Raw genomic sequence first — 16814 nt, 5'->3', positions numbered from 1 at the left:
GGGGGCCGTCAGACGAGCCGGTGCATCCAGCCGTGCGGGTCGGCGGCGCGGCCGTACTGGATGTCGGTGAGCTGGGCGCGGATCCCGGTGGTCACCGGGCCGGCGGCGCCGTCGCCGACCAGCAGGTCGAAGTCGTCGCTCGCGAGGCGCCCGATGGGCGTCATCACCGCGGCGGTGCCGCAGGCGAAGACCTCGGTGACGCTGCCGTCGGCGAGCCCGGCGCGCAGCTCGTCGAGCAGCACCGGGCGCTCCGACACCGCGTGCCCCGCCTGCTCGAGGAGCGTGAGGACGGACGAACGTGTCACGCCCTCGAGGATCGTCCCGGACACCGCGGGCGTCACCACGGACCCGTCGGCGTGCACCACGACGATGTTCATGCCCCCGAGCTCCTCGAGCTGCGTGTTCGTCCGCGCGTCGAGGAAGCACACCTGCTCGAAGCCCTTGGCGGACGCCTCCTGCTGCGGCAGCAGGCTCGCCGCGTAGTTGCCGCCGCACTTCGCGGCGCCCGTACCGCCGTCGCCCGCCCGGTGGTACTCCTGCGACACCCAGATCGACACCGGCTTCACGCCGCCCGGGAAGTACGGCCCGACGGGCGAGGCGATGACGAGGAACTCCGCCTCGCGCGACGCGCGCACCCCGAGGAAGGGCTCCGAGGCGTACATGAACGGGCGCAGGTACAGGCTCGTCTCCTCGCCCGACGGCACCCACGCGCTGTCGACCTCCACGAGGGCGGTGATCGCGCCGAGGAAGTCGGCCTCGGACAGCTCCGGCAGGGCGAGCCGGCGCGCGGACCGCGCGAACCGCGCGGCGTTCGCCTCGGGACGGAACGACCACACGGAGCCGTCGGGGTACCGGTAGGCCTTGAGGCCCTCGAAGATCTCCTGCGCGTAGTGCAGGACGGCGGTCGCGGGGTCGAGCTGCAGCGGCCCGTACCTCTCGACCCGGCGTCCGGTCCAGCCGTCGGTGTGCGTCCAGGAGACGCGCGCCATGTGGTCGGTGAAGACGGTGCCGAACCGCGGCGCGGCGAGCGCGGCGGCGCGCTCGGCGTCGGACGCGGGGGTGTCGCTGCGGTGGATCTGGAACGTCGGGGACGCAGGGGTCGTCACGGTGCTCATCAGGGGCCTTTCACCAGGGTCGACGTCGACGGTACCGGTGCGGACGGCCGGGAGGACAGGTGCGGGCGTGCGCCCGCGGACCGACGGGCTCGGCGCGGTCGGAGCAGCCCTTCTCGGGGCCGTCAGCCGGCGACGCGAGCGGCGAGGTCCTTGCCCACCTCGGCCGTCGACCGTACTCGCTCCGCGGTACCGCGCTCGGCGAGGTCGGCCGCGACGGCGGTCTCGACCGCACGGGCGGCGTCGCCCAGGCCGACGTGGTCGAGCAGCATGGCGACCGACAGGACCGTGGCGGTCGGGTCGGCCTTGCCCTGGCCGGCGATGTCCGGCGCGGAGCCGTGCACGGGCTCGAACATGCTGGGAGCCGTGCGGTCGGGGTTGATGTTGGCGGACGCGGCGAGCCCGATGCCGCCCGTGATCGCGGCGGCGAGGTCCGTGAGGATGTCGCCGAAGAGGTTGTCGGTCACGATCACGTCGAAGCGCGACGGGTTGGTCACCAGGAAGATCGTCGCGGCGTCCACGTGCAGGTAGTCGACGCTCACGTCGGGGAACTCCGCGTTGACGGCCTCGACCGTGCGGCGCCACAGGTGCCCGGCGTGCACGAGCACGTTGTGCTTGTGCACCAGCGTGAGCTGCTTGCGGGGACGCGCCGCGGCGCGGGCGAAGGCGTCCCGCACGACCCGCTCGACGCCGAACGCCGTGTTCACGCTGACCTCGTTGGCCACCTCGTGCGGGGTGCCCACCCGGATCGCGCCGCCGTTGCCGACGTACGGGCCCTCGGTGCCCTCGCGGACCACGACGAAGTCGACGTCGCCGGGCGCGGCCAGCGGGCTCGTCACCCCGGGGAACAGCTTGCCGGGGCGCAGGTTGACGTAGTGGTCCAACGCGAAGCGCAGCTTGAGCAGCAGACCGCGCTCGAGCACGCCCGACGGGACGCCCGGGTCGCCGATGGCGCCCAGCAGGATCGCGTCGTGCGTGCGGATCGCGGCCAGGTCCTGGTCCGTCAGCGTCTCGCCGGTCGCGTGCCAGCGGCGGGCGCCGAGGTCGAAGTCCGTCGTGCGCACCGACGTCCCGGTGCCGTGCAGCGCCTGCTCGAGCACGAGGAGCCCCTGCTCGACGACCTCCGTCCCGATGCCGTCGCCGGCCACGACAGCCAGGTTCAGGGTCGAGGGAGAGGTCGCGTCAGTCATGGCAGGAGCCTACCGCCGCGTCCACTCCTCGGGATGCGCGTCTCACGCACCGGTCAGTCGACCGGGGGCGTCGGCCCGTCCATCGGGTACACCAGCTCGAACCGCTCCGTCACGACGTCCATCGACGTCGCGAAGGCCTCGTCGCCCAGCAGCCGACGCCAGTACACCTCGTGCTCGCGGCGCCACGACTCCAGCGACAGGTCGTCCTCGCCCTCCGCCACCGCGTGCTCCGCACCGACCTGGTCGAACGGCACGACCGCGACCTCCGTCGTGCGCAGCAGCGCCCGCGGGTCCCCCGCCGAGTCCAGCACGATCGACACGTCCCCCACGCGCGGGAGCGGCTCGTCCACGGCCGTGTACTCCACCAGCGCCGTCGACGTGCCCGTCTTGCGGCCCGTCAGCACCAGCGCGAGCAGCTCGTCCGCCAGCCGCGCGTCGTCCCCGAAGGCCCACGCCTGCGGCGGCACCGCCCCCGTCACGGACTCCCCCAGCACCGCGTCGAGCTTGCCCCAACCGAGGTGCCCCCGGGCCGCGTCCCAGAAGTCCGCGATCCGCGTGTCCTGCGTACCGGCCTCGGCGCCTGCCGTCGGCTGCTGCTCGGTCATCGCTACCCCTCGTCGTCGTCTGTGCACCACGGCACCCGCCGGGCGGGACCGCGCGGCGATCCTCCCGCACGGTGGGCGGACACGCACGCCACGACCCGCCGCCCCGCCCTCCTCCCCCCGTTGTCCGCGAGAGAGCAATCCAGTCGGACTCGATCGTTCGCTCGCGGACAGGAGGGAGGGTTGACCGGTCGGTCGCCCCGCTCCTCGCCCCTCCCACGACGCGAGAGAGCAATCCAGTCGGACTGGATTGCTCTCTCGCGAACGGGGGGTGGGTCAGGGTGGGTCAGCGTGCTGCCGAACCCTCCTGGTAGTCCGACTCCGACGGCTTGACCCACGCGAAGAGCTGGCGCAGCTCGCGGCCGACCGGCTCGATCGGGTGGTTCTGGCCCTTGGCGCGCAGCGCCTGGAACTCCGGGGCGCCCGCGTCCTGGTCCGCGATGAAGCGCTCCGCGAACGCGCCGTTCTGGATGTCGGCCAGCACGGCCTGCATGTTCGCCTTGACGTCCGGCGTGATGACGCGCGGGCCCGAGACGTAGTCGCCGTACTCCGCGGTGTCGGAGACGGACCAGCGCTGCTTGGTGATGCCGCCCTCGAAGATCAGGTCGACGATCAGCTTCAGCTCGTGCAGGACCTCGAAGTACGCGACCTCCGGCTGGTAGCCGGCCTCGGTCAGGGTCTCGAAGCCGTACTGGACGAGCTGCGAGACACCGCCGCACAGCACGGCCTGCTCGCCGAAGAGGTCGGTCTCCGTCTCCTCGGTGAACGTCGTCTTGATGCCGGCGGCGCGCAGGCCACCGATGCCCTTGGCGTACGAGAGCGCGAGCTCCCAGGCGGAGCCCGACGCGTCCTGCTCGACCGCGACGATGACCGGCACGCCGCGCCCGTCGACGTACTCGCGACGGACCAGGTGGCCCGGGCCCTTGGGCGCGACCATCAGCACGTCGAGGCCCGGGGCCGGCTTGATGTAGCCGAAGCGGATGTTGAAGCCGTGGCCGAAGACGAGGGCCGCGCCGTCCTTGAGGTTCGGCTCGATCTCGTCGCGGTAGACGATCCGCTGCACCTGGTCGGGCGCGAGGACGACGACGACGTCGGCACCGGCGACGGCGTCGGCGACGCTCGCGACCTTCAGCCCCTCGTTCTCGGCCTTGGCACGCGAGGACGACCCCTCGCGCAGGCCGACGGTGACGTCGGCGCCGGAGTCGCGCAGGTTCAGCGCGTGCGCGTGCCCCTGGCTGCCGTAGCCGATGACGGCGACCTTCTTGGACTGGATGATCGCCAGGTCGGCGTCGTCGTCGTAGAACAGCTCAGCCACGGTGGATCTCCTCGTGTGTGGTCGTGCGTACAGGGTGGTGCGGGGGTGGTACGGGGGGTCGAGCGGGTGAACGGGGTCAGGCGGACCGGCTCACGCGCTCCAGCGCACGGTCGGTGATGGACCGCGAGCCGCGGCCGATGGCGACGGTGCCGGACTGCACGATCTCACGGATGCCGAACGGCTCCAGGGCCGTGAGCAGCGCGTCGAGCTTGCCGGGGCCGCCCGTCGCCTCGATGACGACGGTGTCGGGAACGACGTCGACGACGTGCGCGCGGAACAGCTGGACGACCTCGAGCACGTGCGTCCGCTGCGCCACGTCGGCCTTGACCTTGACGAGCAGCAGCTCGCGCTGCACCGAGGCGGAGTCCTCGAGCTCGACGATCTTGATGACGTTGATCAGCTTGTTCAGCTGCTTGGTCACCTGCTCCAGCGGGAGCGCGTCGACGTCGACGACGACGGTGATGCGGCTGATCTCGTCGTGCTCGGTCGGGCCGACCGCGAGCGAGTGGATGTTGAACGACCGCCGCGCGAACAGCCCCGCGACGCGCGTGAGCACGCCGGGCTTGTTCTCGACGAGGACGGACAGGGTGTGACGGGTCATGGCTCGGCTTCCTTCCTCAGTCCTCGCGGTCCCACGCGGGGCTGATGCCGCGCGCGTACTGGATGGCGTCGTTGCTGACGCCGGCGGCCACCATCGGCCACACCATCGCGTCGCGCGACACCGTGAAGTCGACCACCACGGGCCGGTCGTCGATCTCCATCGCGCGCTTGATGGTCGCGTCGACGTCCGCCTTGGTCTCGCACCGCAGGCCCACCGCGCCGTACGCGTCGGCCAGCTTGACGAAGTCCGGGACGCGCGCCGTGCCGTGACCCGTGTGCAGGTCGGTGTTGGAGTAGCGCGACTCGTAGAACAGGGTCTGCCACTGGCGGACCATGCCGAGCGAGCTGTTGTTGATCACCGCGACCTTGATGGGGATCTCGTTGATCGTGCAGGTGGCGAGCTCCTGGTTGGTCATCTGGAAGCAGCCGTCGCCGTCGATGGCCCACACGGTGCGGTCGGGGTCGCCGACCTTCGCGCCCATCGCCGCGGGCACCGCGAAGCCCATCGTGCCCAGGCCGCCGGAGTTCACCCACGCGCCCGGACGCTCGTACGTGATGAACTGCGCGGCCCACATCTGGTGCTGGCCCACGCCCGCCACGAAGATCGACTCCGGTCCGGAGATGTCGCCGATGCGGGAGATGACGTGCTGCGGCGCGAGGTGGCCGTCCGACGGCTCGTCGAACCCGAGGGGGAACGTCGAGCGCCACTCGTCGAGCTGCCGCCACCACGCCTCGAGGTCGGGCTTGCCGTGCTGGCCGTGCTCGCGCTCGAGCTCGGGCAGCAGGTCGCCGATGACCTCGCGCAGGTCCCCCACGATCGGGACGTCGGCACGCTTGTTCTTGCCGATCTCGGCCGGGTCGATGTCGGCGTGCACCACGGCCGCGTGCGGTGCGAAGGACGCGAGCAGGCCCGTCACCCGGTCGTCGAACCGCGCGCCCAGGGCGACGACCAGGTCCGCCTTCTGCAACGCGGCGACCGCGGCGACGGTGCCGTGCATGCCAGGCATGCCGAGGTTCTGCGGGTGGGAGTCGGGCAGCGCGCCGCGCGCCATGAGCGTCGTCACGACGGGGGCGCCGGACGCGTCGGTCAGCCGGCGCAGCAGGTCCGACGCACCGGAGCGGACCACGCCGCCGCCCACGTACAGCACGGGCCGGCGCGCCGTCGCGAGCAGGCGCGCCGCCTCGCGGATCTGCTTGGCGTGCGGCTTGGTGACCGGGTGGTAGCCGGGCAGGCCGATGTCCTGCGGCCACGAGAACGTGGTGCGCGCCTGCATGGCGGACTTCGCGATGTCGACGAGCACGGGACCGGGACGCCCGGTCGACGCGATGTGGAAGGCCTCGGCGATCGTGCGCGGGATGTCGTCCGGGTCGGTCACCAGGTAGTTGTGCTTGGTGACCGGCAGGGTGATGCCGACGATGTCCGCCTCCTGGAAGGCGTCCGTGCCGATCATCGCCGCGGCGACCTGGCCCGTGATGGCGACCATCGGCACGGAGTCCATGTTGGCGTCCGCGAGCGCGGTCACGAGGTTGGTCGCGCCGGGGCCGGACGTCGCCATCGTCACGCCGACCTTGCCCGAGGAGTACGCGTAGCCCGCGGCCGCGTGCCCGCCGCCCTGCTCGTGGCGCACGAGGATGTGCCGGACGCGCTGGGAGTCCATCAGCGGGTCGTACGTCGGCAGGATCGCACCACCGGGGATGCCGAAGACGACCTCGACACCCGCCTCCTCGAGGGAGCGGACGATCGACTGCGCGCCCGTGACGTCCTCCGGGCCGAGCCGGCGCGACGCGTCGACGGACGGCTCGGTGGGGCGGGGCAGCGTCTCTGCGGCCGGGCGCACGGGGCGCACCGGGGTGCGCGGGGGTGCGGGGTGGGGACCCTGGACCATCGTCGTCTCCTGCGGGTCGAGTGCGGGTGTGGTGTCGTCCGGTGCGGGGCCGGACGAACGCCGGGCACGAAAAAGCCCCTCGACCCGGGCACCGGGATGGACGAGGGGCGAGCGCGCGCGACGAGCAACCTGTGCGGTGGCGTCAGCCGGCGCGCTCAGGAAGTACTACGAGGATCATCTGCACGCTTCCGACCCTACGCCTGTCCCGGAGGGATGTCACATCCCCTCGCGGACATCTCGCATGGTGGTTCACGGTTCCACCCATTGGACCGTGCCCACGGGACCAGGGTGCTCACGCCGCCATGCCGCGGGCGCCGCCGAACACCAGCACGACGACGCAGAGCGCCGCCACGACCAGCGCGAGGGTGAACGGCAGCCTGCTGCGCGCACGCAGCAGGCCGGCCGTCCCGGCGGCCACCGCGACCGCGACGGCCACCACGCCGACGACGAGCGGCACCGCACCCGGCGGGCCGGGCGGCCCCAGCACGGCGACCACGACGGCCACCGCGAGCACGGTCGGCGCCAGCACGCCGGTGACCCGGCGCCCCAGCCGGTGCGGCAGCCCCCGGACACCGGTGGCGGCGTCGTCCTCCAGGTCGGGCATGACGTTGGCCAGGTGCGCCCCCACGCCGAGCAGCGCACCGACGCTCACCAGCCACCCCGCCGGCACGGCGTCGTCCGGCCCCGCCAGGACGACGAAGGACGGGAACAGCGCGAACGCGACCGCGTACGGCACCCACGACGCCGCGGTGGCCTTGAGGCCGAGGTTGTAGGCCCACCCCATCGCGACCGCCACCGCGTGGGCGAGCACCGCCGCGGGACCGGCCGGCAGCGAGATCACCACGCTCGACGCCAGGGCGACCAGGGCGGCCGTGCGCAGCGTGCGGGGGGTCACGGCCCCGGCGACGACCGGCTTGTCCGTCCGTCCGACGGCCCGGTCGCGCTCGGCGTCCAGCCAGTCGTTCGACCAGCCGATCGAGAGCTGACCGGCCAGGACGACACCGAGCACCAGGAGCACCGTGCCGCCCCGGGCGTCGATCGCGACGGCCAGGGCCGTGCACAGCGCCGTCACCACGACCGTCGGACCGAGGTGGCACGCCTGCGCCAGGGCCACCGCCTGCGCGCGCCGGGACGGGGCCGCCGGGCCCACCGGCAGGGGGTCGGTCGTCGAGGCGTCGGGCACGGTGCGACCGTAGCCCGCCCCCGCGCCGTCCGGCGGCGTGCGTGACACGATTCCCGGATGTCGCGCCTGATCGCCGTCGCCCCCGCCTTCCCGGGGCCGCCGCGCGACCAGCGGGCCATCAGCGAGATCATCGCGCCGCTCGTCACGGGCGACGACGGCCGGGCGGGACAGCTGATGCGACGCCTGCACCGCAACAGCGGCGTGACCACGCGGCACCTCGCGCTCGCACCCGAGGACTACGCCGACGTCCGGGACTTCGGCCAGGCGAACGACCTCTACCTCTCGATCGGCACCGACCTCGCGGAACGCGCGGCACGGGACGCGCTCGCCCGCGCCGGCGTCGCCGCACCGGAGGTCGACTTCGTGCTGTTCACCTCGGTGACGGGCATCGGGGCGCCGTCGGTCGACGCCGCCCTCGTCGGGCGCCTGGGGCTGCGCAGCGACGTCAAGCGCCTGCCGTCGTTCGGCCTGGGGTGCAGCGGCGGCGCGGCCGGCCTCGCCCGGGTGCACGACTACCTCACCGGGCACCCCCACGACACCGCGCTGCTCGTCTGCCTGGAGCTGTGCTCGCTCACGCTGCAGCACGGCGACACCGACCCGGCGTCCCTGGTGGCGAGCGGCCTGTTCGGGGACGGGGCCGCCGTCGCCGTCCTCGTCGGGGACGCGCACCCGGCGGCGAGCACCGGGACCGGACCGCAGGTGGTGGGGGCACGCAGCCGGCTGTACCCCGGGACCGCGGGCGACCTCGGCTGGCACGTCGGGGCGTCGGGCTTCCGCATCGTCCTGTCCGCCGAGCTGCCCGACGTCGTCCGTGCCGAGCTCCGCTGCGACGTCGACGGGCTCCTGGCGGCGCACGGCCTCAAGACCGGCGACGTGAGCCGGTGGGTCGTGCACGCCGGAGGCCCCCGGATCCTCGACGCCGTCGCGGCGTCGCTCGACCTGCCGGACGGTGCCCTCGACGCGAGCCGGGAGTCGTTGTCCGCCGTGGGGAACCTGTCGTCGGCGTCCGTGCTCGACGTGCTCGACCGCACGCAGCGTGCCGGGGTGCCCGCGGGCTCACCGGGGGTGCTGCTCGCCTTTGGGCCCGGGGTCAGTGCCGAACTGGTGCTCCTGCACTGGCCCGCGGCAGGCTGAGTCCATGATCGCCCTCTATGTCGTCGTCGTCGGGCTCACGGCCCTCGAGCGCCTCGCCGAGCTCGTGGTCTCCCAGCGCAACGCCCGCTGGTCCTTCGAGCGTGGGGGCGTGGAGAGCGCCCGCGGCCACTTCCCCGCCATGGTGCTGCTGCACACCGCCCTGCTCGTCGCCTGCGTCGTGGAGGTGCTGGTCGCGGACCGCCCCTTCCTGCCCTGGCTCGGGTGGCCCGCGCTGGCCCTCGTCGTGGCCAGCCAGGCCTTGCGCTGGTGGTGCATCGCCACGCTGGGCCCGCGCTGGAACACCCGGGTCGTCGTGGTGCCCGGGCTCCCCCTGGTGGACCGGGGCCCCTACCGCTGGTTCCGGCACCCGAACTACGTGGCCGTCGTGGTCGAGGGGATCGCGCTGCCCCTCGTGCACACCGCGTGGGTCACCGCGCTGGTGTTCACGGTGCTCAACGCGGTCCTGCTGCTGCGCTTCCGCATCCCGGCGGAGGAGCGCGCGCTGCAGGCCGCGTCCGCCGGGGGCTAGGCGGCCGACGTGGACACCGACGTGCTCGTCGTCGGGGGCGGGCCGGTCGGCCTCGCCGCCGCCGTCGAGGCACGCCGGCGCGGTCACGAGGTCGTCGTGCTCGAGCCGCGCCCGGGGACGGTCGACAAGGCCTGCGGCGAGGGCCTCATGCCCGGGGCCCTGCGGCTGCTGCAGGAGTGGGAGATCGACCCCCCCGGGCACCCGCTGGCAGGGATCAGCTACCGCTCACCGGCGGGGCACGTCGACCACCGCTTCCGGGGCGCGTCCGGACGCGGGGTGCGGCGCACCGCCCTGCACGACGCGCTCCGGGAGCGCGCCGCGGCGCTCGGCGCGACGACCGTGACCGGACGGGCCGACGACGTGCGGGTGACACCCCGGGGGGTCGAGGTGGCCGGCATCTCCGCACGCCACCTGCTCGCGTGCGACGGGCTGCACTCGACCGTCCGGCGCCTCGTGGGCCTGGAAGCCCCTCCCCCGGCACGTCGGGCGGGCCGCGAGGACCGCCGACGGTACGGCCTGCGGCGGCACTACCGGCTCGCCCCGTGGACGGACCTCGTGGAGGTGCACTGGTCACCCGTCGCCGAGCTGTACGTGACGCCCGTCGGTCCCGACCTGGTCGGGGTCGCGCTCCTCGGGCCGCGTGGTGCGTCCCTCGAGTCCGCCCTCGCGGCGCTGCCGGAGCTGGCCGCTCGCCTGGAGGGTGCGACGGCGGGCCCCGTCCGCGGGGCCGGTCCGCTGCGCCAGCGCAGCACGCGCCGCACCGCCGGTCCGGTCCGGCTCGTCGGCGACGCCTCGGGCTACGTCGACGCGCTGACCGGCGAGGGCCTGCGCGTCGGCTTCGCGCAGGCACGGGCCGCCGTGGCGACGCTCGACGACGCGGCGGCGTACGAGCGTGCGTGGTGGGCCGCCACCCGGGACTACCGCATCCTGACGTCCGCCCTCGTGGCCTGGGCCGCGTCGCCCCTGCGGCCCGCGCTCGTGCCGGTGGCGCGCCGGTCCCCCGCGCTGTTCGCCGCCGCGGTGGAGCGACTCGCCGGGTGACGCGCGCGTCGGGGCGGCGGCCACCCGGTCGCCGTACGGTGGGCTGGACGCACCCGCGACGACGACGAGGACGGTGGGACGTGCACCCGACCGCACGCAGGGCGACCACGACGACCACCGGCGTGGCGCTCGCGCTCCTCCTGACCGCGTGCGCAGCCGGAGGGGGCACCCCGCAGGAGACGGTGACGGCGACACCCACGCCGTCGTCCGGTGGCACCTCGGCCGGTCCGACGGCGTCGGCCACGTCGACACCGGCCGCCTCGCCCACGAGCGCACCCGAGCCCACCGACGCCCTCGGTGAGTTCACCGCGCCGGGCACCGAGCTGACGTCGCAGGGCGACGGCCTGTTCTACGTCGTGACCCAGGTGCGCACCGGCGAGCACGACGGGTACGACCGCGTCGTCTACGAGCTCGCGGGTGGCGAGGGCACGCCCGGCTACCGCGTGGGCTACGTCGACCAGGCCGTCGAGGACCCGAGCGGCGAGGTCCGCGAGGTCGACGGCGACACGATCCTGCAGGTCGTGCTCATCGGCACGACCTACCCCGTGGAGGGCGGACCGCAGGAGTTCACCGAGGACCTGCGGCCCGACGAGGGCGAGATCGAGCACGTCGTGCGCCCGCTCACGTTCGAGGGCATGAGCCAGTCGTTCGTCGGCCTCGACGACGGGCCGCGGGCGTTCCGCGTCCTCGTGCTCGCCGACCCCGTGCGCATCGTGGTCGACGTCCAGGACGACTGACCGCACGCGCGGTCACGTCACGTCGCGCAGCCGGAACGACAGCCACCCCGCGAGCAGGGTGACCGCGACGAGCACGCCGGTGGCGAGCGCCCCCTGCCCCGCGCCGACCGTGTGCACCAGCCCCTCGCAGAACCGCCCCTCGGGGGAACGCGGGTCGGCGACGCACGTGACCACCGTGTACGTGGCCTGCCCCGTGAGCCACGCCTCGAGGTTGGTGGACGTCCGTACCCACCCGGCGGCGGGCAGCACCAGCGGCAGCGCGCTCTCGACCGTGGCGGCCCACCACACGACGATCCCGGTCACGCCGGCGGCGTGCCGCACGGCGAAGCCGAGCCCGTGCCCGGCCACGGTGGCGGCGATCCCGACCGCGATCCACCGCGCCGCGCTCGTCGCCAGACCGCCCGCGACCACAGCGTCGACCCCCGTGGCGGCGCCGTTGAGGGCGCACACCGCGACCAGGCCGCCGAGCGCGACCGCGGTCGGGACGACCGCGACGACCAGCGCCGCCACGCACGCGGCGACGAGCTTGCTGAGGAACACCCGCCCGCGGCGCGGCGCGAACGTCAGCCACGTCGCGATGGCACCCGACCGGAACTCCGCGGTGACCAGGCCCACGCCGGTCATGAGCATGCCGATGACCGCCATGAGCCAGACCGTCGGCAGCCGCTCCACCAGCACCGTCGCGAGGTCGGGCCGGTAGGGCAGGTACGCCTCGACGACCGGCGCCATCGCGTCGCACCCGAAGCTCACCTCCGGCGTCTTCGCGCGGGCCCCCGCCTCCAGCTCCTTGCAGCGTTCGACGACCGCCTCCCCTTCGGCCTGCCACAGCCGCTCGGCCTCGGCGAGCTGGACGTGCGCGGCCTCGACCTGCGCACCCGTCGGCGGTCGCGTGTCCCACCAGCCGAAGAGGACGAGGCCCACCGCACCGAGCGTCACGACCACCAGCACGCCCAGGACCAGCGGACGGGCGCGGACCCGCGCGAGCTCGGCGCGCAGCAGCGACCTCACGGCGTCGGCCCCGCACCCGCGGCGTCGACGGCGACGGGCGCGCCCGTGAGCTCGAGGAACACGGACTCCAGGTCGCGGCGCACGACACCGATCTCGTGCGCGTACACCTCGCCGCGGGCCAGCACCTCGGTGACCTGCGCGGCGCCCGGCGCCCCCGTGACCAGCAGCACCGGGCCGTCGCGTCCGACCGTCCAGCCCGCCGCGGTGAGCAGCGCCCCGGCCCGGCCGGGGTCGGCCACGCCGACGCGCACCACGGCGGCACCACCCCCCGCGAGGAGGTCAGCGACCGTGCCCTGCGCGACGAGGCGCCCGCGGGCGACGACCGAGACGGTGTCGGCGACCTGCTCGACCTCGGCCAGGACGTGGCTCGAGACGAGCACCGTGCGTCCCTCGTCGGCGAGGCGGCGCATCGTGGCGCGCACGTCGCGGATGCCGGCGGGGTCGAGCCCGTTCGTCGGCTCGTCGAACACCAGCAGGTCGGGGTCCTTGAGCAGGGTCGCCGCGATGGCGAGCCGCTGCTTCATGCCCAGCGAGTAGCGACGGAACTGGTCCTGCCCGCGGTCGCGCAGCCCGACGCGCTCGAGGACGTCCTCCACGCGCGCGTGCGGCACGTCGACCGCCGTCGCGAGCAGCCGCAGGTTGCGTCGACCCGAGAAGCCGGGCACGAACCTCGGGTTCTCGACGACCGCACCGACGCGCCCGACGACGTCCGGCAGCCGGGACGGCACGGGCGTGCCGAACAGGTGCACCGTGCCCGCGTCCGGGCGCACGAGGCCCAGGAGCATGCGGATCGTCGTGGTCTTGCCGGAGCCGTTGGGGCCGAGGAACGCGTGCACACCCCCGGCCGGGACGGTCAGGTCGAGACGGTCCACCGCGACGACCTGGCGCAGCGTGAACGAGCGGTAGGTCTTGCGCAGCCCCCGCACGCTCACGGCAGGGACCGCGCCAGGTGGCGTCCGCGCAGTCGTCATCCCCCGGGGCTACGGCCGGTGCAGCGCGGCGCACGAGCCCGCGCGCCGGAGTTCACCCGTCCGCGGCCACCGGGTCCATGTCGAACGCGGGCAGCCCGTCGAGGCTCGTGCGGTTCTTGAGCCGGCGGTATGCCGCCCGCCCGTCGACGCCCTTGCGGGCCATGTACGCCGGCAGCAGGTCGCGCTCGCCGCGGTGCTCCATGAGCGGGACGCCGTAGCCGCACGAGTCGGAGACGCGCTCGACGTCGACGACAATCACGGCCCGCGCACCCCGGGACTCGTCGACGTCGCCGTCGAAGTGCCCCAGCAGGTCCTCGAAGCCCTCGTCGTACAGCGTGACGAACCGGCCGCGCCCGTGCAGGCGCACGATGTCCGGCGGGCCGTCGAACGCGCAGAACATCAGCGTGATGCGCCCGTTCTCGCGCAGGTGGGCGATGGTCTCCGAGCCCGACGCGGTGAGGTCGACGTACGCGACCGTGCGCTCGTCGAGCACGGCGAACGTGCCGCCGATGCCCTTGGGCGACACGTTGACGTGCCCGTCGGGCCCGCTGGGGGCCGTCGCGACGAAGAAGACGTGCTGCGCGAGCAGCCACGCCCGCATGCGCTCGCTGATGTTCTCGTGGACCTTGCCCATGCGGGTCACTATGCCCGGCGGCGCAGCACCACGGCCTCCCATCCCGCGAGCCGGACACTCCCGCCGTCCGGCACAGCGGGCGCGGGCACGTTGCCCAGGACGACGTCGGCGCCGTCCCACGCCGCATCGACGTCGACCTGCTGCTCGTCCGGCGAGAAGTTGCCCAGGACCAGCAGCGCGTCGCCGTCGAGGGAGCGCGTGAACGCGTACACCCACCGGTGCTCGGGGAGCAGCATCGTGAAGTCGCCGAGGCGCACGGTCGCGTCCTCGTGCCGCAGCGCGATCAGACGGCGGTAGTGGTGGAACACCGAGGACGGGTCGGCGCGCTCCGCCTCGGCGTTCACGTGCCGGTGGTTCGGGTTGACCGGGAGCCACGGCTCGCCCGTCGTGAAGCCCGCGTGCTCCGAGGCGTCCCACTGCACGGGCGTGCGGGCGTTGTCGCGGCCCATCGCCGCGAGGCCCTCGAGCACCCGGTCGTCGCTCACGTGCCCGAGCGCACGCGTCTGCTCGACGTACCGCAGCGCCTCGATGTCGCGGTAGTCGTCGAACGAGCGCAGGTGCGCGTTCGTCATCCCGAGCTCCTCGCCCTGGTAGACGTACGGCGTGCCGCGGTGCAGGTGCAGCACCGTGGCGAGCATGGTGGCCGACGCGCGGCGGTGCTCGCCGTCGTCGCCGAAGCGCGACACGATCCGCGGCTGGTCGTGGTTGTCCCAGTACAGGGAGTTCCAGCCCGTCTCGGCGAGGCCGGCCTGCCAGCGGCCGAGCACGGCCTTGAGGTCCCGCAGGTCGAGCGGGACCGGGTCGTACTTGCCGCCCGGTCCGTGGTCCAGGCCGACGTGCTCGAACGTGAACACCATGTCGAGCTCGAGGCGCGCAGGGTCGGTGAACCGGACGGCGTCGTCGACGGTCACGCCCGGGGTCTCGCCCACGAGCAGCAGCCCGTCACGGCGACCGTCGAACACCGCGTGGTGCATCTCCCGGAGGAACTCGTGCAGACGGGGCCCGTGGACGTACTGCTCCGACCCGTCCCCCAGCGCCCCCGACCTCACCGGCCCGTCCGCGAGCGACCCGTCCGCCGCGACGACCTTCGAGATCAGGTTGATGACGTCCATCCGGAAGCCGTCGACCCCCCGGTCGAGCCACCAGCGCATCATCGCGTAGACCGCCTCGCGGACCTGCGGGTTCTCCCAGTTGAGGTCGGGCTGCTTGCGGCTGAACAGGTGCAGGTAGTACTCGCCCGTCGCCTCGTCGAGCTCCCAGGCGGGGCCGGAGAAGAACGATCCCCAGTTGGTCGGCTCGGCGCCCGGTGCCCCGACCTCCATGCCCGCGCGCGCGGGCCGCCACCAGTACCAGTCGCGCTTCGGCGAGTCGAGCGACGCGCGCGACTCGACGAACCAGGGGTGCTCGTCGCTCGTGTGGTTGACGACGAGGTCCATCACGACCTTCATGCCGCGCGCGTGCAGCGCGGCGACGACCTCGTCGAGGTCCTCCAGCGTGCCGAACAGCGGGTCGACGTCCTGGTAGTCGCTGATGTCGTAGCCGTTGTCGTCCTGCGGGCTGCGGTACACCGGGGAGAACCACACGACGTCCACACCCAGCTCCGCCAGGTGGTCGACGCGCTGCAGCACCCCGCGCAGGTCACCCACGCCGTCGCCGTCGGAGTCCTGGAAGGACCGCGGGTAGATCTGGTAGACGACCGCACCGGTCCACCAGGGGGCGTCGTCGACGGTGAAGGTCATGGGTGGCGCTCCTCTGCGCGTCGGTCCCGTCGACGTTTCCACGTCCTGGCCGGCCGCGCACCCGCGGCCGGCCACCGATCGACCTCGGGGCACGCGGCGGAACCTTCCACCCCCGGCGGGCTCGACGCCCACGCCCGGCACGACGACGCTCGTCCCAGGCCCACACCCACGACCCCGGGAGCCGAGATGACCCAGGCGTTCCACGGCGCCGACCCCGGCGCCCTGCGCGCGCAGGCGCTGAGCCTGCACGAGGCGGCGCAGACGCTCACCACCTGCGCGCAGCGCACGGGCGCGGCGCTCGACGCTCTCGCATGGCAGGGCGCCGACGCCGCGCGCACGCGCGACGCGTGGCGCACGGGTCACGCCCGGACGCTGCTGACCTGCGCCGTCGCGATGCAGGAGGCGGCGCGCCGGCTGCTCGACGAGGCCGACACGCAGGAGGCGGCGAGCGGCGGCGCGGGAACCGCCGGCGCGGGTGACTCGGCGATCGCCTGGGACGGGGTCCGCGCGTTCCTCGACCGCGCGCACGACGTCACGAGCACCGCGCTCGACCGCATCGGCGCGGTCGCGACGACGGCGGACGCGCACCTGCTCGCGCAGGCCGCCGGACGCTGGGAGAACGTCGCGTCGGGGGCGTCGCTGCGCACCCTCGACCACGGGCTGTCGGTCATGCAGGAGGCGCACATCGGACCGGCCGTCGGCGGCGTCCTGCAGGGGGCCGCCGCGCTCGGCGTCGCGTCCGACGCCTACGGCGCCTACCGGGCCCACGGCGCGGGCGACCTCCACGGGACGGTCGACGGCGGGGTGTCCGCGGTGCTGGGAGCCGGGGGCTTCGTGCCCGGCCTCGCGGTCGCGAGCACCGCGCTGGGCGTCTCCTGGGACGCGGGGACCGCGATCGGCACCGCCGCGAACGACGCCATGCAGGGCACGGACTTCCACGACCGCTTCACCGAGCGCATGGACGCCGCGTTCGACGTGGGCGGGGCGTGGGGCGTGCTCAACACTCCCGGCGCGCTGCTGGTCACCGGCGCCGAGGAGGTCGCCCTCCAGGCACGCGACGTCCTGGCGGGCGGTGCCGGGACGGACGACGGCACGCCCGACGGTCGCCGCTAGTCTCGCCTCCGGGCGCCCGG

Annotated in this window: 16 protein-coding genes; 5 read left to right on the top strand and 11 right to left on the bottom strand. The window is 74.1% G+C overall.

Annotated elements, in window-relative coordinates:
- Positions 1-8: 8 nt before the first annotated feature.
- The 7 genes from OKX07_RS06470 to OKX07_RS06440 all read right to left on the bottom strand — a co-directional run bounded on the left by OKX07_RS06470 (position 9) and on the right by OKX07_RS06440 (position 7888).
- A complete protein-coding gene (locus OKX07_RS06470; protein ID WP_265631019.1) occupies positions 9-1115 on the bottom strand; it encodes a branched-chain amino acid aminotransferase in 1107 nt (368 codons plus the stop codon).
- A gap of 122 nt (positions 1116-1237) precedes the next feature.
- Positions 1238-2302 carry a 3-isopropylmalate dehydrogenase gene (locus OKX07_RS06465; RefSeq protein ID WP_265631018.1) on the bottom strand — a complete coding sequence of 355 codons (1065 nt, stop codon included), beginning with the start codon at positions 2300-2302 and terminating at the stop codon, positions 1238-1240.
- Between the two features lie 53 nt (positions 2303-2355).
- The gene (locus tag OKX07_RS06460) at positions 2356-2907 is read right to left on the bottom strand and encodes an ASCH domain-containing protein (RefSeq protein ID WP_265631017.1); all 552 of its coding nucleotides are present in this window, start codon (positions 2905-2907) and stop codon (positions 2356-2358) included.
- Between the two features lie 283 nt (positions 2908-3190).
- Entirely contained in the window at positions 3191-4219 is a 1029-nt protein-coding gene (gene ilvC, locus OKX07_RS06455; RefSeq protein ID WP_265631016.1) for a ketol-acid reductoisomerase, read from the bottom strand.
- Positions 4220-4295: 76 nt separating this feature from the next.
- Positions 4296-4820 carry an acetolactate synthase small subunit gene (ilvN, locus tag OKX07_RS06450; protein WP_265631015.1) on the bottom strand — a complete coding sequence of 175 codons (525 nt, stop codon included), beginning with the start codon at positions 4818-4820 and terminating at the stop codon, positions 4296-4298.
- 16 nt (positions 4821-4836) lie between these two features.
- Positions 4837-6705: an acetolactate synthase large subunit gene (locus OKX07_RS06445; protein ID WP_265631014.1), complete on the bottom strand. Its 1869-nt coding sequence runs from the start codon at positions 6703-6705 to the stop codon at positions 4837-4839.
- A gap of 292 nt (positions 6706-6997) precedes the next feature.
- A complete protein-coding gene (locus tag OKX07_RS06440; RefSeq protein WP_265631013.1) occupies positions 6998-7888 on the bottom strand; it encodes a UbiA family prenyltransferase in 891 nt (296 codons plus the stop codon).
- Between the two features lie 57 nt (positions 7889-7945).
- On the opposite strand from OKX07_RS06440, the gene OKX07_RS06435 reads away from it, so the two are divergent.
- The 4 genes from OKX07_RS06435 to OKX07_RS06420 all read left to right on the top strand — a co-directional run bounded on the left by OKX07_RS06435 (position 7946) and on the right by OKX07_RS06420 (position 11329).
- Complete coding sequence (locus tag OKX07_RS06435; RefSeq protein WP_265631012.1) at positions 7946-9022, top strand: type III polyketide synthase; 1077 nt, start codon at positions 7946-7948, stop codon at positions 9020-9022.
- A 4-nt stretch (positions 9023-9026) separates the two neighbouring features.
- The gene (locus OKX07_RS06430; RefSeq protein ID WP_265631011.1) at positions 9027-9551 is read left to right on the top strand and encodes an isoprenylcysteine carboxyl methyltransferase family protein; all 525 of its coding nucleotides are present in this window, start codon (positions 9027-9029) and stop codon (positions 9549-9551) included.
- A gap of 9 nt (positions 9552-9560) precedes the next feature.
- Positions 9561-10592, top strand: a complete 1032-nt coding sequence (locus tag OKX07_RS06425; RefSeq protein WP_265631010.1) for an NAD(P)/FAD-dependent oxidoreductase — start codon at positions 9561-9563, stop codon at positions 10590-10592.
- A gap of 80 nt (positions 10593-10672) precedes the next feature.
- Positions 10673-11329: a hypothetical protein gene (locus tag OKX07_RS06420; protein WP_265631009.1), complete on the top strand. Its 657-nt coding sequence runs from the start codon at positions 10673-10675 to the stop codon at positions 11327-11329.
- A gap of 12 nt (positions 11330-11341) precedes the next feature.
- Here OKX07_RS06420 and OKX07_RS06415 read toward each other — a convergent pair whose 3' ends face one another.
- From OKX07_RS06415 to OKX07_RS06400, 4 genes are all read right to left on the bottom strand, one after another.
- A complete protein-coding gene (locus OKX07_RS06415) occupies positions 11342-12337 on the bottom strand; it encodes a hypothetical protein (RefSeq protein ID WP_265631008.1) in 996 nt (331 codons plus the stop codon).
- On the bottom strand, positions 12334-13269 hold the full coding sequence (locus OKX07_RS06410; RefSeq protein ID WP_416220837.1) for an ABC transporter ATP-binding protein: 936 nt from the start codon (positions 13267-13269) through the stop codon (positions 12334-12336). Before OKX07_RS06410 ends, OKX07_RS06415 begins: the two co-directional genes overlap by 4 nt.
- Before the next feature lie 91 nt (positions 13270-13360).
- Positions 13361-13942, bottom strand: coding sequence for a pyridoxamine 5'-phosphate oxidase family protein (locus tag OKX07_RS06405; RefSeq protein WP_265631006.1), 582 nt, complete (start codon positions 13940-13942; stop codon positions 13361-13363).
- Between the two features lie 8 nt (positions 13943-13950).
- Positions 13951-15681 (bottom strand): glycoside hydrolase family 13 protein, encoded by a 1731-nt coding sequence (locus OKX07_RS06400; RefSeq protein ID WP_265631005.1) that lies wholly within the window; start codon positions 15679-15681, stop codon positions 13951-13953.
- Between the two features lie 186 nt (positions 15682-15867).
- On the opposite strand from OKX07_RS06400, the gene OKX07_RS06395 reads away from it, so the two are divergent.
- Positions 15868-16794, top strand: coding sequence for a hypothetical protein (locus OKX07_RS06395; RefSeq protein ID WP_265631004.1), 927 nt, complete (start codon positions 15868-15870; stop codon positions 16792-16794).
- Positions 16795-16814: the final 20 nt, after the last annotated feature.

Origin of the sequence: Cellulomonas sp. S1-8, from assembly GCF_026184235.1 — a bacterium.
Taxonomy (GTDB): domain Bacteria; phylum Actinomycetota; class Actinomycetes; order Actinomycetales; family Cellulomonadaceae; genus Cellulomonas.
The sequence above is the reverse complement of the archived record's forward strand: the minus strand, read 5'-3'. Positions and strand labels throughout refer to the sequence as shown.